Source organism: Paractinoplanes pyxinae, from assembly GCF_026626335.1.
Taxonomy (GTDB): Bacteria; Actinomycetota; Actinomycetes; order Mycobacteriales; family Micromonosporaceae; genus Actinoplanes; species Actinoplanes pyxinae.
The window spans coordinates 140,065-163,139 of record NZ_JAPNTZ010000011.1; the positions used below are offsets into that span (position 1 = coordinate 140,065).

Here is a 23,075-nt window from a genome sequence, read left to right on the forward strand (position 1 = left end):
CTCAGTAGTCGACCGAGATCGCGGACATCGCCTGGATCATGGCGGCTATGAGGAGGATGCCGAAGGCTATGCGGCGTCCGATGGCGTGCCACTGCTGACGGCGGTAGGCCTGGCACCACGCGATGCCGGCGTCGGCGGCGGCGCGCACCATCGTTCCCGAGCGGTGGGTGTCGGGCAGGACGGCCGCCTTGAGCAGGGCGATGCTTCCGCCGCGGCGGTACAGGGCCGGAGCGTACTGCGGTCGTTGCAGTACCCGCACGTCGACGTCGTAGACCTGGTCGTCACGCCACTGCTTGGTGCGCACCTCCAAACGGTGGCGCAGATACGCGTACGCGGCCTGGGGTTGACCCAGCAGGCGGCGTTGCCACGACAGGCGGCGCCAGTGCGAGGCGACGTCGACCAGCACGTCCATGTAGATGTGGCCGGCCTCGAAGTCCCCGCCGACCAGCCGGTTCGTCTCGCGGCGCAGCTCATCGAGGTGGCACGAGACGAACGCGACGTACGCCGGTGGCGGCTCGTCGGCCATGGGTGGCACGAGATACATGGGTCACACCCCCGCCTCCCATCGTCGAGGCGTGTCGCTGCCGGGCGCAAGAGGGCAGCGTATTAGGGTGTCGAACACACGTACGTGAGGCAGGGGAGGTCCGTGGTGCGCGTGCTCGGCATCGACCCGGGTCTCACCCGGTGCGGGGTCGGTGTCGTCGAGGGTGTGCCGGGGCGGCCCGGCACGATGATCGCGTACCACGTCGTCCGCACCGAACCCGACGCCGACATCGCCGAGCGCCTGCTGCTGCTCGATCGCGGGCTGGCCGCGCTGGTGGCCGAGCACAAACCCGAAAGCGTGGCCGTCGAGCGGGTCTTTTCCCAGCACAACGTCCGTACGGTCATGGGCACCGCCCAGGCCAGCGCGGTCGCCGTCCTGGCCGGGGCGCGCGCCGGGCTGCCCGTGCAGACGTACACGCCGAGCGAGGTCAAGGCGGCCGTCACCGGCTCCGGCACGGCCGGCAAGGCACAGGTCACGGCGATGGTCACCCGGCTCCTGCAGCTGGACGAGCCGCCCAAACCGGCCGACGCGGCCGACGCCCTCGCCCTCGCCATCTGCCACATCTGGCGCGGCGGCACCCGCGCCCGCATCCAGGCCGCGGCCGTCGCCGCCGCCCAACGAGCTCACCGAGGGAGAGTCCGCCGATGATCGCCAGCGTGCGCGGGGTGGTGGCGGCGATCGCGCCGGACAGCGCCGTCATCGAGGTCGGCGGGGTCGGCCTGCAGGTGCAGTGCGCCCCCGGCACCCTGGCCTCACTGCGGACGGGCGCCGAGGCCCGGCTGGCCACCAGCATGGTCGTCCGCGAGGATTCGCTGACCCTGTACGGCTTCGCCGACGACGACGAGAAGCACCTGTTCGAGCTGCTGCAGACGGCCAGCGGCGTCGGCCCCCGGCTGGCCCAGGCCGTGCTGGCCGTGCACCAGCCCGAGACGGTCCGCCGCGCGATCTCCGGCGGCGACCTGGCCACGCTGACCCGGGTGCCCGGCATCGGCAAGAAGGGCGCCGAACGCCTGGTGCTCGAGCTGCGCGACCGCATCGGCCCCATGCCGATGGGCGACGGCGGCTCGGCCGGCATGCTGAACGGCGCTTGGCAGGATCAGGTACGCCAGGGTGTGCTCGCGCTGGGCTGGTCGGCCGCCCAGGCCGACCAGGCGGTGGCCGCGGTCGCCGAGTCCATCGACGGCGAGGTCCCCCCGGTTCCCGTGCTGCTGCGCCAGGCCATCCGCCTGCTGGGCAAGGCCCGATGACCGACGACCTGGTCTCCGCCACCGCCGGCGACGACGAGCTGGACGCCGAAGCCAGCGTCCGCCCCCGCCGCCTGGCCGACTTCATCGCCCAGCACCGCGTCCGCGACCAGCTCGACCTGCTCCTCAAGGGCGCCATGGGCCGCGGCACCCCACCCGACCACATCCTGCTCTCAGGGCCGCCCGGCTTAGGTAAGACGACGTTGGCCAACATTGTGGCGGCGGAGTTGGGGACGGGGATTCGGACCACGAGCGGGCCGGTCATCGAGCGGTCGGGAGACCTGGCCGCGATCCTCACCGGGCTTGCGCCGGGGGATGTGCTGTTCATCGACGAGATTCACCGGATCGCCAAGCCGGCCGAAGAGTTGCTGTACAGCGCGATGGAGGACTTCCGGGTCGACGTCGTGGTGGGGAAGGGGCCGGGGGCCACCGCCATTCCGCTTGATGTGGAGCCGTTCACGCTGGTGGGGGCGACCACGCGGGCCGGGCTGCTGTCGGGGCCGATGCGGGACCGGTTCGGGTTCGTGGCTCATCTCGACTTCTATTCGCCGGCTGACCTGGACGCGCTGCTGCACCGGTCGGCCCGCATTCTCGGGGTGCCGATCACCGATGACGGCGCGGCCGAGATCGCGGGGCGGTCGCGGGGGACGCCGCGTATCGCGAACCGGCTGCTGCGGCGGGTCCGGGACTACGCCGAGGTGCGCGCCGACGGGGTGGTGACCGAGGCTACGGCCCGCGAAGCCCTCAAGGTGTACGACGTGGACGCTCTGGGGCTCGATCGGCTCGACCGGGCCGTGTTGCGGGCTCTGATCGAGTCGTTCCGTGGCGGGCCTGTCGGTCTGTCCACGCTGGCGGTCGCGGTGGGGGAGCAGTCCGACACCGTTGAGGAGGTCTGCGAACCTTTTCTCGTACGGGCCGGTCTGCTCGCGCGTACGCCGCGGGGCCGGGTCGCCACCGAGGCGGGCTGGGCGCATCTGGGAAAGATCCCGCCCTCGGGCACGGTCCAAGGGGATTTGTTCGCACGAGATGCGTGAAATCCCCTCGTAATGCGAACGTGATGTGTGCCGCATTCGGAACTCCCAGGTTGACCGATTAGACTCGCCGCCGTTCAACCGGGATGTGTTTATCGCCGTCGGTCGTGGAGTTCCGCGTCACCGGCGGCCAACGGAAGGCTTATTCGTGGACCTGGCAGCCGAGGCATCGGGGGGCGGCAGCTTCACCCCGCTCCTCCTCATCGTTCTGCTCTTCGCCGTCATGTACTTCCTCATGATCCGGCCGCAGCAGAAGCGTCGCCGCGAGGCTCAGCAGATGCAGAACGCGCTCGGCCCCGGTGACCGCATCGTCACCATCGGCGGCCTGCACGGCACGGTCGTCGCCGTCGCCGACGACGTCGTCACCCTCGAGATCGCCGACGGCGTGCACGTCGACTTCGCGCGCCCGGCCATCGCCCGCGTCGTGACCCAGTCGGCCGCCCCGGCCGAGGCCGTGGCCGAGGAAGAGGTCGTCGAGCCGGCCGTCGAGGAGCCGATCGTCAACCCGGTCACCGACACGCGTAGAAAGGACTGACAAACGCAGACGTAAGACCCCTTCGGGCCGGCCCGCGCGGCGTCATGCTGCCGGGCCGGTTCGTCGGGCCCGCGCCAGGCCGCAGCCAAGAGCGCGAAGCGGACGTTAGACTCCACGACCGCTTTAACCACATCAAGACGCCGTAAACACAGGGAGATCGAAAGCCGTGGCACGACCACCACAGGGACAGATGCATCCCGGACGGCAGCTTGCCGTGCTCGGCGCGATCTTCGTCGTCCTTTACCTGCTCGTCTTCTTCGCGGGTGGGGCCAGCGGCTCCTTCACCGACCGGCTGCACCCGAAGCTGGGCCTCGACCTGGTGGGTGGCACGCAGGCCACGTACATCGCGTCGGTCGAGGGCAACCAGGTGCCGTCGAAGACCAGCATGGAGCAGGCCCGCGACATCATCGAGGAGCGGGTGAACGCCCTCGGCGTCTCCGAGGCCGAGGTGGTCATCCAGGGTGACCGCAACATCGTGGTCTCGCTCGCCGGCAAGGCCGACGACCAGCTGAAGGACCTGTCGCAGGCCGCCCAGATGCGTTTCCGCATGCTGGTCGGCACCACCGGTGACGTGGCCTCGGTGGCCCTGAACCCGCCGTCGGCCCAGCCCAGCGCGGCGCCGTCGGGCAACCCCAGTGCGAACCCGAGCGCGAACCCCGGCGCCAACCCGAGCGCCGGCGCGAGCGCGCCCGCGGTGCAGAACAGCCCGTCCTCCGGTGGCCAGGGCGGCGGCGCGCCGGCTCCCAGCGCCACGCCGAGCGCGCCCGCGCCGACGCCCAGCGCGTCCGCGAGCGCCCCGGTCAGCGCCGACACGCAGCAGCAGCGTGACGCGGTGCAGAAGAAGGTCGGCGCCGCCGCGTGGGCCGCCGCCGAGAAGCTGACCGCCCCGGTCGACCTGAGCACCGACACCAAGGCCGGCCTGCCGTTCGCGAACTTCGCGAAGCTGTCCGGCGAAGAGGTCAACGCGCTGACCCCGCAGATGCAGTTCAACGTGCCGACGATCAGCTGCCAGCAGCTCGGCGACCGGCCGAACGGCGCCATCGACGCGGTCAACTCGCAGGCCGTGGCCTGCTACCAGAGCGCGAAGGTGCTGCTCGACAAGGCGCCGGTCGTCGGCGAGGACATCTCGAAGGCCAGCCCGCAGCTCGACCAGCAGTCCGGCCAGTGGGTTGTGTCGCTCGACTTCACCAGCGCCGGTTCCACCAAGTGGGCCGCGCTGACCCGGCAGGCGTTCGAGGCCACCTCGAGCGACCCCTGCTTCGTGGCCGCGCAGTCGCTGTACGGGCAGGTCGAGCACTGTGCCGTCGCCGTCGTGCTGGACAAGAATGTCATCTCGGCGCCGCAGATCCAGGGCGTGCTGACCGGCACCTCGCAGATCACCGGCCAGTTCACCTCGGCCTCGGCCCGTCAGCTGGCCGACCAGCTCAACTTCGGCGCGCTGCCGGTCACCTTCAGCTCCGGCCCGGCCCAGACCGTGTCCGCGACGCTGGGCATCCAGCAGCTCAAGGCCGGTCTGCTGGCCGCCGCGATCGGCATGGGCCTGGTGGCGATCTACGCGTTCTTCTACTACCGCCTGCTCGGCTCGGTGATCTTCCTGAGCCTGATCCTGTCGGGTCTGCTCACCTTCGGCGCGCTGGTCTTCCTGGGTCGTACGGTGGGCTTCACCCTGACCCTGGCCGGCATCGCCGGATTCATCGTGTCCCTAGGTGTCGCGGCCGACTCGTTCGTCATCTACTTCGAACGATTGAAGGACGAGATCCACGAGGGCCGAAGTCCGCGCAGCGCCGTGCCCAGAGCCTGGGCCCGCGCTCGCCGCACGATCATCTCGGCGAACACGATCACCATCCTCGCCGCCGTGGTCCTCTACATCGTCTCGGTCGGCGCGGTTCAGGGCTTCGCGTTCGCGCTCGGCCTGTCGACCGTCCTCGACCTGGTCGTGGTGTTCCTGTTCCGCCACCCGATCATGACGATGTTCGCGCGGACCAAGGCGTTCCTGTCGCCGCGGGTCAGTGGCCTCGGCCGCGTCCTGCGCAACGCCACGACCGATCCCAAGGAGGCCTGAGATGGCCCGCCAAGGTCTCGCCGCCCGGCTGTACGCGGGTGAGGCGAACGTCAACATCATCGGCCGGCGCAAGCTGTGGTTCATCATCGCCGCCGTGCTGGTCGCCATCTCGATCGCCAGCATCTCGATCAAGCAGTTCCACCTGGGCATCGAGTTCGCCGGCGGCACCTCGTTCAGCGTCCCGGCCAAGGTCGGCGACACCGAGCTGACCCAGGCTGAGGTGTCGGACGCGGTCGAGCGGGCCATCCAGGCGGTCGACCCGGGCGCCGAGGTCGGCGCCGCACAGCGGGTCGGCACGACGGGTGGCACGCCCACCTACACGGTGCGCGCCTCGGCCTTGACCGCCCAGCAGGCCGAGCAGGCCAAGGCGACCCTGGTCGAGGATCTGGGCGTCGCACCCGAGGACGTGAGCGACGACCAGGTGTCGGCCGCCTGGGGTGGCCAGGTGACGCGGCAGGCTCTGCTGGGTCTGGTCATCTTCCTCGTGCTGGTGATGGTCTATCTGGTCGTCCGGTTCGAGTGGCGGATGGCGGTCGCGGCCTTGAGCTCGCTGCTGCTCGACCTGATCGTGACGGCCGGCGTCTACTCGCTCGTCGGCTTCGAGGTCACACCGTCGACGGTGATCGGCTTCCTGACGATTCTGGGTTATGCGCTCTATGACGTGGTGGTGGTGTTCGACAAGATTCAGGAGAACACCCGCGGCATCACGGCCAGCAGCCTGCGCACCTACAACGAGGCGGCCAACCTCGCGGTCAACCAGACCCTGATGCGCTCGCTCAACACCGGTCTGGTGGCGCTGCTGCCGGTCGGCGGTCTGCTCTTCATCGGGGCCGGCCTGCTGGGCGCGGGCACGCTGAAGGACCTCGGCCTGGTGCTGTTCGTCGGCATGGGCTTCGGTGTCATCGCCTCGATCCTGTTCGCGGCCCCGGTGCTGACCGTGCTCAAGGACCGTGAGCCGAAGATCAAGGCGCACACCGCCCGGGTCCTCGCCCGGCGGGCCAGCGCCCGCTCCGGCGATGTCGCCCCGCGCGGCGAGCGCACCGGCCGCGACGCGAACGTGGCGGACTCGGACGAGGCGGCCCCGGCCCTGGCCTCGGCCGCTCCCCGCCCGGGCAGCCGTCCGACGGCCAAGCGCAACACCAACCGCGGTGGGCGGCCCGGCGGCGCCGGCAACCGGCCGGCCGGGGGCAACAAGCGTCGCTGACGCGCAACGACACAGCAAGGGGCGGCCGGTGATCCGGCCGCCCCTTCGTCGTTCGTTAGGCTGTCGCCCGTGACCGATGAGAAGCTGCGCGCCAACGGAGACAGCGGGCCCGATCTGGCCGCGGTGGTCGCCGGCGGCACGATCGACGTGCCCGACTTCCCCAAGCCGGGCGTCGCCTTCAAGGACCTGATGCCGCTGTTCGCCGACGGGCGGGCGTTCCACGAGGTGATCGACGGGATCGTCGGGCACTACGGGGCCGACTCGTTCGACGTGGTGGCCGGGGTGGAGGCGCGCGGCTTCGTGGTGGCGGCGGCCATCGCGTACGCGGCGGGGGTCGGCGTCGTGCCGGTGCGCAAGGCCGGCAAGCTGCCGCGCCAGGCCCTGGCCGCCTCGTACGAGCTCGAGTACGGCGAGGCCACCCTCGAGGTGCACGAGGACGCGTTCATCGCCGGGCAGCGGGTTCTGGTGGTCGACGACGTGCTCGCCACGGGCGGCACGGCGGGCGCCGCGCTGGAGCTGGTCGAGCGGGCGGGTGGCACGGTTGTCGGCTTCACCGTGCTGATGGAGCTGGCCTTCCTCAAGGGGCGGGAAAGGCTGAAGCCCCGCACGGTCCACGCCCTGCTGACCGTTTGATGCGGCTTTGCCGGTCTCCGCGAGGCTCTTTCGGAGGTTCGGCCGCGCCATCGGGGAAGACTGTGCGGGTAGGATGGCGTTCCTAACCAGGTGACCAACCCTGGCATTGGTGGACCTTCGCCGGCGACGACCGGCGTGGTCCCGAGTGATGGTGTGAGGAGGCCGGTGTCCAGCGACGTCGTCCCTCCGGCGGAGGGCACGGTGCAGCCGACCGAGGACTCACAGACCGGCGCGGGCGCTGAGGCGGCCGCCGAGCAGGCTCAGCCGGTGGAGGCTTCCGACGCTGAAGCCACGCAGCCCATGCCTCCGGCCGAGGCCCCGGCCAGCGGTTTCGGCCTGGCCAGCGCGCCCACGGGCCGCCGCGTCCGGGCCCGTCTGGCGCGCTTCAACGCGCCCTGGCAGAGCACCCAGGTCAGCGAGGTTCTCGAGCCGCTGATCGCCACCCACCGGGCCAGCCATCCCAAGGCCGACGGCCGCATGCTGCAGCGTGCGTTCGACGTGGCCGCCCGCTGGCACTCGGGTCAGTACCGTAAGTCGGGCGACCCGTACATCACGCACCCGCTGGCCGTGGCGACGATCCTGGCCAACCTCGGCATGGACACGACCACCCTGGTGGCCGCCCTGCTGCACGACACGATCGAGGACACGGACTACTCGCTCGAGCAGATGCGCAGCGACTTCGGCGGCGAGGTCGCGCTGCTGGTCGACGGCGTGACCAAGCTCGACCGGGTCAAGCTGGGCGACGCGGCCAAGGCCGAGACCATCCGCAAGATGGTCGTCGCGATGGCGAAAGACCCGCGCGTGCTGGTCATCAAGCTGGCCGACCGGCTGCACAACATGCGCACCCTGACCTTCCTGCCGCGACCCAAGCAGGAGCAGAAGGCCAAAGAGACGCTGGAGATCCTGGCCCCGCTGGCCCACCGCCTGGGCATGAACACGATCAAGTGGGAGCTCGAGGATCTCGCGTTCGGCACCCTGTTCCCGAAGCGGTTCGAAGAGATCAACCGTCTCATCGGCGAGCATCAGCCGCAGCGTGAGGCGCTGCTGCGCCAGGTGACGAACCGGGTCAGCCTCGACCTCAAGTCGGCCAAGATCAAGGCCGAGACGACCGGCCGCCCCAAGCACCTCTACTCGATCTATCAAAAGATGATCGTCCGGGGCCGCGACTTCAACGACATCTACGACCTGGTCGGCGTGCGCATCCTGGTCGACACGGTGCGCGACTGCTACGCGGCGCTGGGCGTCATCCACGCGAACTGGCAGCCGGTGCCGGGCCGGTTCAAGGACTACATCGCGATGCCGAAGTTCAACATGTACCAGTCGTTGCACACGACGGTCATCGGCCCGACCGGCAAGCCGGTCGAGATGCAGATCCGCACCTTCGCCATGCACCGCACAGCCGAGTTCGGCATCGCCGCGCACTGGAAGTACAAGGAGCAGAAGGGCGCGACGATCGTCGGCCCGCCGGCCCACATCGACGAGATGACCTGGCTGCGGCAGCTGCTCGACTGGCAGCGCGAGGCCAGCGACCCGTCCGAGTTTCTGGACGCGTTGCGGTTCGACCTGTCCAGCCAAGAGGTGTACGTCTTCACGCCCAAGGGCGACGTCATCCCGTTGCCGACCGGTTCGACGCCGGTCGACTTCGCGTACGCCGTGCACACCGAGGTCGGGCACAAGTGCATCGGAGCCCGGGTCAACGGCAAGCTGGTGCCGCTCGAGTCGACGCTGTCCAACGGCGACGTCATCGAGATCTTCACCTCGAAGTCCTCCAACGCCGGCCCCACGCAGGACTGGCTCGGCTTCGTCAAGAGCCCCCGGGCCCGTACGAAGATCCGGCAGTACTTCAACAAGGAGCGCCGCGAGGAAGCGATCGAGATCGGCAAGGAGGCGATCGTCAAGGCGATGCGCAAGCAGGGCCTGCCCCTGCAGCGCATGCTGACGAACGAGAACCTCACGACGATCGCCCGCGACCTGCACCTGGCCGACGTGGCCTCGCTCTACGCGGCCATCGGCGAGAACACGGTCAGCGCCCAGTCGGTCGTGCAGAAGCTGGTCGCCGGCTTCGGCGGCGAGGAGGGCGCGGTCGAGGACATCGCCGAGACCGCCGTCGCGACCCGTCCGCCGCGCAACCGCAGCACCGCGCAGGACCCGGGTGTCGTGGTCAAGGGCGTCAGCGACGTGTGGGTCAAGCTGGCCCGCTGCTGCACCCCGGTGCCGGGCGACGCGGTGTTCGGCTTCGTCACCCGCTCCGGCGGCGTGAGCGTCCACCGCGAGGACTGTGCCAACGCGGAAGACCTGCGCGACCAGGAGGAACGCGTCGTCGAGGTGACGTGGAAGCCGACCAGCGCGTCCACGTTCCTCGTGGCCATCCAGGTCGAGGCGCTCGACCGGCACAAGCTGCTGGCCGACGTCACCCGGGTGCTGAGCGAGGAGAGGGTCAACATCCTCTCGGCCACGGTCACCACGACTCGCGACCGCGTGGCCGTCAGCCGGTTCACGTTCGAGATGGCCGACCCGAAGCACCTGGGCCACCTGGTGGCCGCCGTCCGCAAGGTCGACGGCGTCTTCGACGCGTACCGCGTGACGTCAGGCGCCTAGCTCATACGGAAAGGGCCCCCGCCGAGGCGGGGGCCCTTCCTCATGTAACGGATCAGGCGGCGGCCATCGCCAGCGACTTGATGGTGACCTCCTTCTTCGGGTGGCCACCCCCCGCCGACTGGGCGAACGCGCCGTCGTCACCGGCCTTGACCACGTCCTTGACGATGTTCAGGCCCTCGGTGATCGAGCCGAGCAGGGTGTAGTTCGCGGGCAGCTGGGTGTCTTCCGAGACGATGAAGAACTGGCTGCCCGAGCTGCCGGGCTGGCCGGTGTTGGCGATCGCGAGCGACCCCGCCGGGTACGGCTTCTTGGTGTCGGTCGGCAGGTTCTCTTCGGCCATGGTGTAGCTCGGGCCGCCCTGGCCGTCGGTCTCGCGCCAGCCCTTGCCGGTGGCGAACGGGTCGCCGCACTGCAGCACCTTGAAGCTCGCCTCGTTGACCAGGCGGTGGCACTTGCTGTTGTCCCAGAACTTCTTGCCCGCGAGGAACTCGAAGCTGGCCGCGGTGCACGGCACCTTCGTCTTGTCGACGGTGGCCTTGATGACGCCCAGGTTGGTGTCCATGGTCAGCACGTCTTTGCCGGTGTTGGGCGCGGTGGCCGGCGGGACGCCGACATCCTTGACCTTGCCGCCACCCTCCGCCGGGGCCGGCGTGAAGGTGCAGGCGACCTGGCCGGCCGGGACGTTGGCGGCCGCGGTGGGGGCGTCCGCCTTGTCGTCGTCACCGCCGATCGACGTCACGATCCACACCGCGGCGCCGGCGATCAGCACGACGGCGATGGCCGAGCCGATGATGGCCTGCCGCTGCCGGCGCTTGCGGGCGGCCGCGGAGCGCTCGGCCATCTCCTTCTCGAGACGGGCCCGCGCCGCCGCGCGCTGCCGGTCCTTGATCGACGACACGGTGTTCCTCCTGCTGATATGTCGGCCTGGGGCTCAGGACTGGGTGCTGGCCGAAGGGGCTGCGGACGCCGGGGCGCCGCCGACGGTCAGGGTCTTGATGGTGATCTTCTGGGTGGGCTTGACCTTCTCGCCGGTGCTGTTGGCCGACGTGGGGATCTTGGCGAGCTTGTCCACCGTCGCCTGCCCGCCGGTCACCTTGCCCACGATGGAGAACTCGGGGTTGGCGGGCGAGTAGTCCTTGGTGAAGATCAGGAACTGGCTGCCGTTGGTGCCCGGCGGGTTGCCGATCAGGGCGACGGTGCCCTTCGGGTAGAGCGGCGCTGACGCGTCCGACCCGGGCGCAGGGGACGCGCTCGGGTCCGACGCGGTCGGCACGTTCTCGTTGTAGACGCTGTAGGTCGGGCCGCCGAGGCCGGTGCCCGACGGGTCGCCGCAGCGCACCGCCCCGTACGTCGTAATTTCGTGGCAGTCGGTGTTGTCGTAGAACTTCTTGCTCGCCAGGTACGTGATGTCGGCCGTGCCGCAGGGCGACAGCTCGCTGTCGAGGCCGACGACGATCGGCTCACCCTGGCTCGTGCTGATCGTCATCGTCTGGGTGCCGAGCGTCGGGATGTCCTTGGTCGGCGGCGTGCCCACGTCCTTGAGGTTCGAGTTCGTGGAGACGTTCTGCGGAGTCCAGAGGCAGATGTCCTGATCGGCCGCGTCGGTCTGGTCGTCGTCGGAGTCGAACGCCCCGCCGATCCAGGCCACCCCGGCGACGATGATGAGCACCGCCGCGACGGAACCGACGGCCGCGAGCATGCGGCGGCGGCGATTCTCTTTGACGGCCCGTCGCGCCATCTGCCGATCGAGCTTCGCCCGTGCCAGCTTGCGCTGCCGGTCCCTGCTGGATGCCACCGAACGCTGTCCTCTCGTACGACCGTGTCACACGCCCGCAAGAGTGTACGGGTACCTCCTGAGAAAGTGGTGTGCGCCCGCCCGACTAGGATCGTTACGATTCGTACCTTGTCTTCAGGGGAGGGGCCCGGCGTGCTCGTCACCAGCTTCGAGGCCCAGGCCTTCGGCACCAACTGCTACGTGGTGGCCACCGCCCCGGGCGAGCAGTGCCTGATCGTCGACCCCGGCATCGGCGTGCTCGACCAGCTCGACGAGGTGATCGCCGAGCACCGGCTCTTCCCGGCGGCCGTGCTGCTGACGCACGGGCACCTCGACCACACGTTCTCGGTCGCTCCCGTCTGCGGCGCGAAAGGCATTACGGCGTACGTGCACCCGGCCGACACCGAGATGCTGGCCGACCCGGCCAAGGGCCTCAGCATGGACCTGACCCAGCTCTTCGGGGGCCGGCTGCCCTATTCGGAGCCCGAGGACGTCGCCGAGCTGACCGACGGCGAGACGCTGGTGCTGGCCGGCCTCGAGGTGACCGTCGACCATGCGCCCGGCCATACCGGCGGGTCGGTGCTGTTCCGGCTGCCCGGCGCGGGCTCCTCGTTCGAAGCGGACCAGGTCTGCCTCTCCGGGGATGTCCTCTTCGCCGGCTCGATCGGACGCACCGACCTGCCGGGCGGCAGCACGCCGACGATGATGACCAGCCTGCGGGAGAAGATCCTGCCGCTGGCCGACGACACCGTCGTCCTGCCCGGCCACGGACCGGCCACCACCATCGGCCGCGAGCGCGCGCAGAACCCGTACCTGCGGGAACTGATCGCAGCGCCCGGCCGCGGACTCTGAGCATTTTCCTAGGAGATTCTGAGCTATGCCCATTTCCGGCTTTCCCGAATGGATGCCGCCCCAGCGCATGATCGAGCAGCGGGTCATCGACCGCATCCGCTCGACGTTCGAGCTGTACGGCTTCTCCCCGCTCGAGACGCGCTCGGTCGAGCCGCTCGAGACTCTTGTCAGCAAGGGCGAGACGTCCAAAGAGGTCTACCTGCTGCGCCGCCTGCAGGCCGACGAGAACGCCAAGGACGACGACAGCCTGGGCCTGCACTTCGACCTGACCGTGCCGTTCGCCCGGTTCGTGGTCGAGAACGCGGGCAAGCTGCAGTTCCCGTTCCGGCGCTACCAGATCCAGAAGGTGTGGCGCGGCGAACGCCCGCAGGAGGGCCGCTACCGCGAGTTCCTGCAGGCCGACATCGACGTGGTCAACCGCGGCGATCTGCCGTTCCACTACGACACCGAGATGCCGCTGGTCATCGGGGACGCGCTCAGCGGCCTGCCGATCCCGCGCATCAAGATCCAGGTGAACAACCGCAAGGTGTGCGAGGGCTTCTATCGAGGCTTGGGCCTGGCCGATACCGCACAAGTTCTGCGTACAGTGGACAAGCTCGACAAAATCGGCCCGGCGCGCGTGGCCGAGGCGTTGATCGAAACCGCCGGCGCCACCCGGGCCCAGGCCGAGGCGTGCCTCGAGCTGGCCGCCATCTCGGCCGAGGACGGCTCCTTCGTGGACGCCGTCCGCAAGCTGAGCGTGAACGACCCGCTGCTCGACGAGGGCCTGGGCGAGCTGCTGCAGGTGGTCGAGGTGGCCCGCGAGAACGCGCCCGGCCTGGTCGTGGCCGAGCTGAAGATCGCCCGCGGTCTCGACTACTACACCGGCACCGTCTACGAGACCCAGCTGCAGGGGTACGAGCGGTTCGGCTCGATCAGTTCGGGCGGCCGCTACGACAACCTGGCCGCCAGCGGCAACGAGCGTTTCCCGGGCGTCGGCTACTCGATCGGCGTCTCCCGCATGCTGGGTGTGCTCTTCGGTCAGAACGCGCTGAGCGTGTCCCGCTCGGTGCCGACCTGCGTGCTGGTCGCCCTGCCCGACGAAGATCAACGGCCTTCCTGCGTACGCATCGCCACCGCACTCCGCCGCCGGGGCATCCCGACCGAGGTGGCGCCGTCGGCCGCGAAGTTCGGCAAGCAGATCCAGTACGCCGACCGCCGCGGCATTCCGTACGTGTGGTTCCCCGGCGAGCCCGACACCGTGAAGGACATCCGATCCGGCGACCAGGTCGAGGCCGACGCCGCGTCGTGGCAGCCCCCGGCCGAGGACCTGCACCCGGTGATCGCCGGCTGAGCGGTTCCCTACGGTACCGTAAGTTACGACACCGTAGGGAGTGATCGTCATGCCGCTGGACCAGACTTCGCTGCTCATCGAACTGGAGCCGGTCGTGGCCACCAACCTCGACCGGCACCTGTCGTTGGCCAAGGAGTGGTTCCCGCACGAGTACGTGCCGTGGAGCGAGGGCCGCACCTTCGACGGCCTCCTGGGCGGCGAGCCCTACCAGCCGACCGACTCCACCCTGCCGGACGTCGCCCGTACGGCGCTGATCGTCAACCTGCTCACCGAGGACAACCTGCCCTCGTACCACCACGAGATCGCCACCCTCTTCGGCCGCGACGGCGCCTGGGGCACGTGGGTGCACCGCTGGACAGCCGAGGAAGGTCGCCACGGCATCGCCCTGCGCGACTACCTGACGGTCACGCGGGCCGTCGACCCGGTCGAGCTCGAGCGCGCCCGCATGACCCACATGCAGGCCGGATACACCAACGGCCACCCCGACGAAATCCTGCACTCCATCGCGTACGTGGCCTTCCAGGAACTGGCGACGCGGATCTCACACCGCAACACCGGCAAAGCCACCGGAGATCCCATCGCCGAGCAGCTGCTGGCGAGGGTGGCGGCCGACGAGAACCTGCACATGGTCTTCTACCGAAACCTGCTGGCGGCAGCCTTCGACCTGGACCCCAACCACGCGATGCGCGCGGTCACGGACGTGGTCGCAGCCTTCCAGATGCCCGGCGCGAACATCGAGGGGTTCGGGCGGAAGGCTTTGTCGATCGCGCTGGCCGGCATCTACGACCTGCGCCAGCACCGCGACGAGGTGCTGCAGCCGGTCCTGAGGCAGTGGAACGTGTTCGGGCGCGGTGATCTGGATGGGGATGGGGAGAAGGCTCGGGATGAGCTGGCTGCCCACATGGAGGAGCTGGAGCAGCAGGCCGCCCGGTTCGAGGAGAAGCGGGAGGCGCGGCGGGTGCGGTTGAATCGGTGACCGCTTGCTTGCGCTTCGGAGGGGCTTAGCTGCGCCGTCGTCTCTGGGGTGGGTGGCGCTGGCTCGGGTTTGTTGTGGTTGGGCTGCTTCCCAGGCCAGCGGCGTGGTGGTTGCGGTGGGTGACGCCGGGGCCGGGTTTGTTGGGGTTGGGCTGCTTGCCAGGCCAGCGGCGTGGTGGTTGCGGCCGGTGACGCCGGTCCGGGTTTGTTGTGGTTGGGGCTTGCTCGCCAGGCCAGCAGCGTCGTGGTTGCGGTGGGGGACGCCGATTCGGGTTCGTTGGGGTTGGGCGGCTTCCCAGGCCAGCGGCGTCGTGGTTGCGGTGAGGGACGCCGGTTGGGCTTCGTCGTGGTCGGCATAGAGCAGGAACCAAGTTCCATACAGCGACCACAACCTCTAACTCCGCATCGCCTAGGGCGAGGGGCGGCAGTCACCTCGGCCACGACGCTGCTGGCGTGGCGTCCAAGCCCGGCCACGATCTAGGGGTGAGGGGCGGCAGCCAGCTCGGCCACGACTCCGCTGGCCTGGCGAGCAAGCCCAGCCACGACGGACCTCGGCGGGCGTCGCTTACCGCGACCATGACGGTGCTGGCGTGGCGTCCCAGCTTGGCCATCGCCGGGGGTGAGGGGCGGCAGTCACCTCGGCCACGACGCTGCTGGCCTGGCGAGCAGCCCAGCCACGACGGACCTCAGCGGGCGTCACTCGCCGCGACCATGACGGTGCTGGCGTGGCGTCCCAGCTTGGCCATCGCCGGGGGTGAGGGGCGGCAGCCAGCTCGGCCACGACGCTGCTGGCCTGGCGAGCAGCCCGGCCACGACGGACCTCAGCGGGCGTCACTCGCCGCGACCATGACGGTGCTGGCGTGGCGTCCCAGCTTGGCCATCGCCGGGGGTGAGGGGCGGCAGTCACCTCGGCCACGACGCTGCTGGCCTGGCGAGCAGCCCGGCCACGACGGACCTCAGCGGGCGTCACTCGCCGCGACCACGACGGTGCTGGCGTGGCGTCCCAGCTTGACCATCGCCGGGGGTGAGGGGCGGCAGTCACCTCGGCCACGACGCTGCTGGCCTGGCGAGCAGGTCGGCCCTCCCGGCGGGTGCGGTTGAACCGCTCATCACTTCGAGGTGAGCGGTCGTGGTGGTTGCGGTAGGTGTGGCCGGTCCGGGTTCGTGGTGGTTGGGGCTGCTCGCCAGGCCAGGGGGGTGGTGGTTGCGGTGGGTGGGGCCGGTCCGGGTTCGTGGTGGCTGGGGCTGCTCGCCAGGCCAGGGGGGTGGTGGTTGCGGTGGGTGCGGCCGGTCCGGGTTCGTGGTGGCGGGAGCTGCTCGCCAGGCCAGGGGGGTGGTGGTTGCGGTGGGCGCGGCCGGTCCGGGTTCGTGGTGGTTGGGGCTGCTCGCCAGGCCAGGGGGGTGGTGGTTGCGGTGGGTGGGGCCGGTCCGGGTTTGTGGTGGCTGGGCTGCTCGCCAGGTCAGGGGGCGTGGTGGTTGCGGTGGGTGCGGCCGATCCGGGCTCGTGGTGGCTGCGGCTGCTCGCCAGACCAGCGGCGTCGTGGCTGAGGTGGGTGCGGCCGGTCCGGGTCCGTTGTGGCTGGGATGCTGCCCAGGCCAGGGGTGTCGTGGTTGTGGCGGGTGACGCCGGTTGGGCTTCGTCGTGGTTGGGCTGGTTGGCGTTCTCCGCCACGAGGCTGCTGGGGTGGCCGCCAAGCCGCAGCCACGACGCCGGCCGGCTAGTTGGCTTCCAGTGGGAACAGCATGCAGCTGGACATGGCCTGAGCCACCAACCGCCCAGCTCCATCGGTCAGCCGGGCCTCGGCCAGCGCAGTCCGCCGGCCGCTCTGCAGCACCGAGCCGGTGCAAGTCAGACGCCCCGATGACAGGGTGATCGGGCGCAGGAACTTCACGTTCAGGTCGAGGCTTGTGTACCCGACTCCGGCGGGGAGTGTGCTGTGAACCGAGCACGCGGCGGCGGTGTCCAGCAAGGTTGAGATGACGCCGCCGTGCATGGTGCCCAGGGGGTTGTAGTGGAACTCTTGCGGGTCCAGCTGCACCGTTACCGAGCCGAACTCGGCCTGCAACGTTGCCAGGTCTATCAGTTCCATGATGGGTGGGGACGGCAGGGAGCCGTCGGCCATTCCCTATAGCAGCTCCAGGCCGGTTCGGCGGCCGATCAGGTCTGCGTGCAACGCGGGGTCGGTCCAGCTGAAGGTGCGGCTGCGCTGGGTCTGCGTCATGGATGCAGGGTGGCATCGGGTTGCTGGGTCTGTCTAGTGGACCTAGCCTTCTGTCATGAGTTCCACAGCGCCGGAGAGCCTGGGGTGGTCGGTCGAGTCGTGCACTATCGGGCGGGCCATGGAGATTCTGGGGGAGAGGTGGACGATCGTCGTTCTGCGTGAAGTGTTCGCGGGGATCCGGCGGTTCGATGACATGCGGGTGCGCACGAACATTCCGCGGCAGGTGCTGACCAATCGGTTGGGCACGCTGGTCGACAGCGGTGTGCTGCGGCGCGTGCCCTATCAAGAGCCAGGGACGCGCGTGCGGCACGAGTACCGGCTCACGCAGAAGGGGTTCGACCTCTACCCGGTGCTGATCGCGGTGGCCGAGTGGGGCGACCGCTACCTGGCCGACCCGGAGGGGCCGCCGCTGGTCTACGAGCACCGGGACTGCGGGGCCGGCGTGCACGCCGTGGTCCGCTGCGAGGACGGGCACGAGATCGGCGACTTCCGGCAAGTGTTGCCTAAGCCGGGGCCGGGCGCGCGCCGCCGATAGATTCTGCGGGTGGATTCACCGTGGGCGCCGCTGCGGGGGCGCGTGTTCCGGATGCTCTGGATCGCGGTGCTCGCCGGCAACGTCGGCACCTGGATGCAGACCGTGGGCGCGCAGTGGCTGGTCGTCGAGGAGCCCAACGCGGCCACCTGGACCAGCCTGGTGCAGACCGTGACCATGCTGCCGGTGCTGTTGCTCGCGTTGCCGGCCGGGGCGATCGCTGATGTGCTCGACCGGCGGCGGCTGCTGATCGGCGTACAGACGGCGTTGTTCCTGGTCGGGGCGGTGCTGACGGCGCTCACGGCGCTCGATCGGATGCCGCCTCCGTTGCTTCTCTTCTTCACGTTCCTGCTCGGGGTCGGCCAGGCGCTCACGCTTCCCACCTGGCAGGCCGTCATTCCCGAGGTCGTGCCGCGCGATCAACTGCCCGCGGCGTCGGCTCTGGGGGCCGTCAACACGAACCTGGCGCGCTCGGCCGGTCCGGCGGTCGCGGGGCTGCTCGTCGCCCACATCGGCTCGGCGGCCGTCTTCGCTCTCAATGCGATTTCGTACGGTGTGTTCGCGCTGGCCTTGATCGTCTGGCGGCGCGCGCCGAAGCAGGGGCCGAGCCACCCGGAGCGGTTCGGGCCGGCCGTGCGGGCGGGCGGCCGGTTCGTCCGGTACGCGCCGACCGTACGGCGCCTGTTGATTCGCGTCCTTCTGTTCGTGATTCCGGGCAGTGTGGTCTGGGGGTTGCTGCCGGTCGTCGCGCATCAGGAACTGCGGCTGGGTGCGAGCGGGTACGGCGTGCTGCTGGCCGCCCTGGGCGTCGGCGCCATCGCGGGGGCGCTGCTCATGCCGCGGATCCGCAAGCTCATGACGGCCAACCGGCTGATCGTCGTGGCCGGCGTCATCTATGGCGGGGCGCTGCTGGTCGTGGCCCTGGTGCCCAACGAAATCGCGGTCGGCGCCGTGCTCGTGCTGGCCGGCGCGGCCTGGATGACGCTGGTCTCGCGGATGAACGCGACCCTGCAGCTGCTGCTGCCGAACTGGGTGCGCGCCCGCGGCTTCGGCATCTATCAGGTGGTGTTCGCGGGCGCCCAGGCGCTCGGGGCACTGCTGTGGGGCCAGGTCGCCGAGTGGACCGGGCTGCCCGCCACCTTCATCGCCGCGGCCGTGCTCATGTTGGCCGGCACCGCGACAGTGCCCTGGCTGCCGGTCCATGAGCACGACGACGCCGACCGCAGCCCGGCCGTCTTCTGGGCCGAGCCGCACATCATGCTCGACCCGGATGCGGAGGAAGGGCCCGTTCTGGTCACGGCGATCTATCGCGTACGCGATGAGAAGGCGCACGAATTCGTCGAGGCGATGGACGCCGTACGCCTGACCCGCCTGCGCACGGGCGCGACACGCTGGGGTCTGTTCCGCGACGGCGAGGACCCGATCCGCTACGTCGAGATCTATCAGGTGCCGACCTGGGAGGACCACCTGCGCCAGCACGAGGGCCGGCTGACCGGCAGCGACGAGGACGTGGAGAAGCGCGCGGTGGCGCTGGCCGACGGCCCGGCCGAGGTGACCCACCTGCTGCCCACCAACAAAGACGATTAGCCGGATGTTTCGTATTTGTTCCGATTAACCTCAGGGGCGTGACGAGTCGCCTGCTCATCATCGGCGGCGCAGCCGGTCCGGCCCTTCTCGGCCGTTTCGTCGAGCTCGCCGGTGGCCCCGGCGCCCGGATCGTGGTGATCGCGACGGCGAGCTCCGATCCGGACGCGGCGGAGGCCGAGCACCTGGCCGCCTTCGACCGGCACGGCGCCCGCCACGTCGAGGCCCTGCGCCTGGGCGACCGGGTGGCCGCCAACGACCCGCGGGTCGAGCCGGTGCTGCGGGCGGCCACCGGCGTCTTCTTCACCGGCGGCGACCAGGAACGGATCACCCGGATCATCGGCGGGACGGCCACCGACACGCTGCTGCAGGAACTGGTCGCGGCGGGCACGGTGGTGCTGGCCGGCACGAGCGCGGGCGCGGCCATGATGTCCGGCACGATGATCGTCGAAGGCGAGGGGCCGGGGGTGAGCCGGGCCAGCGTGCGCACCGGGCCGGGGCTCGAGTTCCTGCCCGGCGTACTGATAGATCAGCACTTCGCCGAGCGGGGGCGGATCAACCGGCTGCTCAGCGCGGTGGCTCTGTACCCGCATGAGCTGGGCCTGGGCATCGACGAGGACACCGCGATCCTCACCGACGGCGACGCCTTCGAGGTGCTCGGCAGCGGCGCGGTCACTGTGGTCGACGCCGGGCGGGCCACCGACATCCGTACGCCCGAAGCCGGTCCGATCACGCTGGCCGGATGCAGCCTGCACGTGTTGCCGGCCGGGCACGCCTTCCACCTGACGGGCCGGGAGCCCCGCCCATGAAGATCGAGAGCCTTCGCCGGCTGCGCGGCCCCAACGTCTATCTGTCCCGCCCGGCCGTGGTGGCGCGGCTGCGCCTCGGGCGGCTGACCGGCGTCGAGACCTGCGACGTCACCGGCTTTCCGGAGAGGCTGCTGCGCGCCCTGCCCGGGTTGGCTGAGCACCACTGCGCGGCCGGCGCGCCCGGTGGGTTCGTCAGCCGGCTGCGCGGCGGCACGTACTTCGGGCACGTCACCGAGCATGTGAGCCTGGAGCTCTCCCAGGTGATCGGCCGCGACGTCAGCTTCGGGCGCACGGTGTCGGCCGGCGAGCCGGGCTGCTACGACCTGATCCTGGAGTGCCCGGTCGACGAGTCGCCCGGCTCGGACGTGCCGCGCGAGCTGCTGGAAGCCGCCGTCGAGCTGGTGCTGGCGGTCGAGCAAGGCGGAACGGCCGCGCCCGATCTGAGCGAACTGGCGGCGCGGGCCGAGCGGGAGGCGGCCGGGCCCAGCACCCGGTCGATCATCGCCGCCGCCCGGCGCCGCGGCATCCCGGTCGAGCGCTTCGACGATCTGAGCCTGCTCCGGCTGGGCTGGGGCAACCGGCGGCGGCTGGCCTGGGCGGCGATGACCGACCGGACCAGCGGCGTGGGCATCGACATCGCCGGCGACAAGCAGGTGACCCGGCGGCTGCTCGACGAGGCCGGGGTGCCCATGCCGGTGGGCGGGGCGGCGCGGACGGCGGACGAGGCGGTGGGCTGGCTCGACCGGCTGGGCGGGCCGGTGGTGGTCAAGCCGCGATGCGGGCGGCAGGGCGAGCATGTCGCGCTCCACCTGCGTACGCGGGAAGAAGTTGAACTGGCCTTCGCCGAGGCGGGCCGGGACGTGATCGTGGAGCGGCAACTCGGCGGCCGGGACTACCGCGTGCTGGTGGTGGCGGGCGAGATCGTGGCCGCCGCCGAAAGGATCACCGCCCACGTGGTCGGCGACGGTGTGAGCACGATCGACGTACTCATCGAGAAGGTCAACGCCGACCCCCGGCGCGGAGTCGGGCACTCGCGGGTGCTGACCCGGGTCGCGGCCGAGCCCCGGACGCTGCGACGACAGGGCCTCACCGGCGACAGCGTGCCCGCCGAGGGCGTCGTGGTCGAGCTGGCCGCCACCGGCAACCTGTCGACCGGCGCCACCAGCTGCGACGTCACCGACCAGGTGCACCCCGACGTGGCGCGGCTCTGCCTGCGGGTGACGGCGCTGCTCGGGCTGGACATCGCCGGCATCGACCTGCGGCTGCCCGGCATCGACGAGCCGCTGCCGCCGGTGGACGGGGGAGAAGAGGTCACGGCCGGGGTGATCGAGGTGAACGCCGTACCCGGTCTGCGCATGCACCTGGCCCCGGTGCGCGGCCGGTCGCGGGACGTGGGCGACGCGATCGTGCGGGCGATGTTCCCGGCCGGAAGCGACGGGCGGATCCCGACGGTCGCGGTGACCGGCACGAACGGCAAGACAACGGTCGCCCGGATGACCGCGCACCTGCTCGCCGACAACGGCCTGCGGGTGGGTCTGACGACAACTGACGACGTACGGGTCGACGGGCGCGTGATCTATCGGGCCGACGCGACCGGCCCGCTCTCGGCCCAGATGGTGCTGGGCGACCCGGGCGTACAGGCGGCAGTGCTGGAAACGGCGCGCGGGGGCCTGCTGCGGCGCGGGCTCGGCTACGACTGGTCGGACGTGGGGGTGCTGACCAACATCACGGCCGACCACCTGGGACAGGACGGGCTGGCCACGATCGAGGACCTGGCCCACGTGAAGGCGCTGGTGGCCGAGCGGGTGCGCGACGGCGGCACGCTCGTGCTCAACGCCGACGACCCGTGGGTGCGCAGCCTGGTCGACCGGCCGCGGGTGCGCGCCGACCGCAAGCGGATCGTCTGGTTCTCGCTCGACGAGGGGCCGCCCGTGCTGGACGAGCACCTGGCCAAGGGGGCGACAGCCTACCTGCTGCGCGACGGATGGGTGGTGCAGCAGACCGGGGCCCGGCGGACGCCGCTGATGCGGGCGGCCGAGATCCCCGGCGCGTACGGGGGAGCGGCGCCGCACGTGGTGGCCAACGCGCTGGCCGCGATCGCGGCGGCCCGGGCGCTGGGCGCAGGGCAGGAGGCGGTGTGCCGGCGGCTGGCCGAATTCGACCCGGCCGTCGACAACGCCGGACGCGGCACGCTGCTGCGCCTCGGGAACGTGTCGGTATTTGTCGACTATGCACACAACCCGGCGGCGCTGGCGGCGACCTTGCGGACGCTGCACCGGCTGTGGGGGCCGGATCGGTGCGTGGCTGCGGTGACCCTGCCCGGCGATCGGCGCGACGACCTGCTCGCGGCGTGCGCGCAGGTGATCGCCGACAGCGTCAGCCGGGCGGTGCTCTACGACGACGGGGACCTGCGCGGGCGTACGCCGGGGGAGGTGTCCTCGTTGGTCGAACGTGAGATGCGGGCGCGCCGGCCGCTACTCACCGCCGTGCGCGCCGCCGGGTGGCACGACGCCGTGGTGGAGGCGCTGCGCCTGGCCGGGCCGGGCGAGGTGGTTCTGGTGCTCTACGAAAAGCTCGCGCCGGTGCTGGGGCTGCTGGCCGAGCTGGGCGCGGTGCCCGCGGGAGAGGCGGTTCCGGCCCTGCCAGGACGTGGTCCCCGGTCGTCGGCGTCACCACGGAGTTCACTAATGGGGAACGGTCATGTTCCGGTCCCCGGATATCACAGCTGAGAGTGATTCCTCCAGGTTGGCACACCGAATGGGCTGATCAGGCGATGCGACTGACCGTTCAGGCGGGGTTGCACAGGTAGATCCTTCAACAATTGCTCCAGGGCGATTGTTTGGCGGTTTTCTCTTTGTCTCGCTATACGTGACGGCGATGCGACAGTTCGTAGAACTGTCCATTCTGGAGGGTGGCAAAGTTGTTCTGGAAGAAACTTCCGATGAAGCGGGCATATGCGGGCAAGCCGGGTTGATGCTCCCAGGAAACGGTCAGGGATCCGACTTTCGGGTACTGGACGGACACCCGTCGCGGGTGCGATCGGGGCCGAAACGGACTGTGACGAGCCGCAGGTAAGACCACGTGTGCGCGGGATCGTTCGGGGGCCGATCATCGGCTAGCATCCCTTCCGTCGATGGGGAAAA

Annotated in this window: 18 protein-coding genes and 1 pseudogene; 15 read left to right on the top strand and 4 right to left on the bottom strand. The window is 70.3% G+C overall.

Annotation, left to right across the window (positions count from 1 at the left end; genetic code table 11):
- Position 1: 1 nt before the first annotated feature.
- The gene (locus OWR29_RS29945; RefSeq protein WP_267566666.1) at positions 2–544 is read right to left on the bottom strand and encodes a hypothetical protein; all 543 of its coding nucleotides are present in this window, start codon (positions 542–544) and stop codon (positions 2–4) included.
- A gap of 105 nt (positions 545–649) precedes the next feature.
- On the opposite strand from OWR29_RS29945, the gene ruvC reads away from it, so the two are divergent.
- The 8 genes from ruvC to OWR29_RS29985 all read left to right on the top strand — a co-directional run bounded on the left by ruvC (position 650) and on the right by OWR29_RS29985 (position 9,851).
- Complete coding sequence (ruvC, locus tag OWR29_RS29950) at positions 650–1,192, top strand: crossover junction endodeoxyribonuclease RuvC (protein ID WP_267566895.1); 543 nt, start codon at positions 650–652, stop codon at positions 1,190–1,192.
- Positions 1,189–1,791: a Holliday junction branch migration protein RuvA gene (ruvA, locus tag OWR29_RS29955; RefSeq protein ID WP_267566668.1), complete on the top strand. Its 603-nt coding sequence runs from the start codon at positions 1,189–1,191 to the stop codon at positions 1,789–1,791. The genes ruvC and ruvA overlap by 4 nt, the downstream gene beginning before the upstream one ends.
- On the top strand, positions 1,788–2,822 hold the full coding sequence (ruvB, locus tag OWR29_RS29960; protein WP_267566669.1) for a Holliday junction branch migration DNA helicase RuvB: 1,035 nt from the start codon (positions 1,788–1,790) through the stop codon (positions 2,820–2,822). Before ruvA ends, ruvB begins: the two co-directional genes overlap by 4 nt.
- Positions 2,823–2,967: 145 nt before the next feature.
- A complete protein-coding gene (gene yajC, locus OWR29_RS29965; RefSeq protein ID WP_267566670.1) occupies positions 2,968–3,354 on the top strand; it encodes a preprotein translocase subunit YajC in 387 nt (128 codons plus the stop codon).
- Between the two features lie 190 nt (positions 3,355–3,544).
- Positions 3,545–5,416: a protein translocase subunit SecD gene (gene secD / locus OWR29_RS29970; protein WP_267566672.1), complete on the top strand. Its 1,872-nt coding sequence runs from the start codon at positions 3,545–3,547 to the stop codon at positions 5,414–5,416.
- A gap of 1 nt (position 5,417) precedes the next feature.
- Positions 5,418–6,620, top strand: a complete 1,203-nt coding sequence (secF, locus tag OWR29_RS29975) for a protein translocase subunit SecF (RefSeq protein WP_267566673.1) — start codon at positions 5,418–5,420, stop codon at positions 6,618–6,620.
- Between the two features lie 69 nt (positions 6,621–6,689).
- Positions 6,690–7,253: an adenine phosphoribosyltransferase gene (locus OWR29_RS29980; protein WP_438872672.1), complete on the top strand. Its 564-nt coding sequence runs from the start codon at positions 6,690–6,692 to the stop codon at positions 7,251–7,253.
- A gap of 165 nt (positions 7,254–7,418) precedes the next feature.
- Entirely contained in the window at positions 7,419–9,851 is a 2,433-nt protein-coding gene (locus OWR29_RS29985; protein ID WP_267566674.1) for a RelA/SpoT family protein, read from the top strand.
- Between the two features lie 52 nt (positions 9,852–9,903).
- Here OWR29_RS29985 and OWR29_RS29990 read toward each other — a convergent pair whose 3' ends face one another.
- Together OWR29_RS29990 and OWR29_RS29995 are read right to left on the bottom strand one after the other, a co-directional pair.
- The gene (locus OWR29_RS29990) at positions 9,904–10,749 is read right to left on the bottom strand and encodes a peptidylprolyl isomerase (RefSeq protein WP_267566675.1); all 846 of its coding nucleotides are present in this window, start codon (positions 10,747–10,749) and stop codon (positions 9,904–9,906) included.
- 33 nt (positions 10,750–10,782) lie between these two features.
- A complete protein-coding gene (locus OWR29_RS29995; RefSeq protein ID WP_267566677.1) occupies positions 10,783–11,646 on the bottom strand; it encodes a peptidylprolyl isomerase in 864 nt (287 codons plus the stop codon).
- Between the two features lie 132 nt (positions 11,647–11,778).
- Between OWR29_RS29995 and OWR29_RS30000 the strand changes: the two genes are divergently transcribed.
- Genes OWR29_RS30000 through OWR29_RS30010 form a run of 3 tightly spaced genes read left to right on the top strand, consistent with a single transcriptional unit; the run spans position 11,779 to position 14,786 of the window.
- Positions 11,779–12,477, top strand: a complete 699-nt coding sequence (locus OWR29_RS30000) for an MBL fold metallo-hydrolase (RefSeq protein WP_267566897.1) — start codon at positions 11,779–11,781, stop codon at positions 12,475–12,477.
- 25 nt (positions 12,478–12,502) lie between these two features.
- Positions 12,503–13,810: a histidine--tRNA ligase gene (gene hisS / locus OWR29_RS30005; protein ID WP_267566678.1), complete on the top strand. Its 1,308-nt coding sequence runs from the start codon at positions 12,503–12,505 to the stop codon at positions 13,808–13,810.
- A 49-nt stretch (positions 13,811–13,859) separates the two neighbouring features.
- Positions 13,860–14,786 carry an acyl-ACP desaturase gene (locus tag OWR29_RS30010; RefSeq protein ID WP_267566679.1) on the top strand — a complete coding sequence of 309 codons (927 nt, stop codon included), beginning with the start codon at positions 13,860–13,862 and terminating at the stop codon, positions 14,784–14,786.
- Positions 14,787–16,503: 1,717 nt separating this feature from the next.
- Here OWR29_RS30010 and OWR29_RS30015 read toward each other — a convergent pair.
- Positions 16,504–17,007 (bottom strand): annotated as a pseudogene (locus OWR29_RS30015) (PaaI family thioesterase).
- 55 nt (positions 17,008–17,062) lie between these two features.
- Here OWR29_RS30015 and OWR29_RS30020 point away from each other — a divergent pair.
- From OWR29_RS30020 to cphA, 4 genes are read left to right on the top strand one after another with little or no spacing between them, the layout of a single operon-like run.
- Complete coding sequence (locus OWR29_RS30020) at positions 17,063–17,542, top strand: winged helix-turn-helix transcriptional regulator (protein WP_267566681.1); 480 nt, start codon at positions 17,063–17,065, stop codon at positions 17,540–17,542.
- Positions 17,543–17,551: 9 nt separating this feature from the next.
- The gene (locus OWR29_RS30025; protein ID WP_267566683.1) at positions 17,552–19,126 is read left to right on the top strand and encodes an MFS transporter; all 1,575 of its coding nucleotides are present in this window, start codon (positions 17,552–17,554) and stop codon (positions 19,124–19,126) included.
- Positions 19,127–19,164: 38 nt separating this feature from the next.
- Positions 19,165–19,932 carry a cyanophycinase gene (locus OWR29_RS30030; protein ID WP_267566684.1) on the top strand — a complete coding sequence of 256 codons (768 nt, stop codon included), beginning with the start codon at positions 19,165–19,167 and terminating at the stop codon, positions 19,930–19,932.
- Positions 19,929–22,661 carry a cyanophycin synthetase gene (gene cphA / locus OWR29_RS30035; protein ID WP_267566686.1) on the top strand — a complete coding sequence of 911 codons (2,733 nt, stop codon included), beginning with the start codon at positions 19,929–19,931 and terminating at the stop codon, positions 22,659–22,661. The genes OWR29_RS30030 and cphA overlap by 4 nt, the downstream gene beginning before the upstream one ends.
- Positions 22,662–23,075 lie beyond the last annotated feature (414 nt).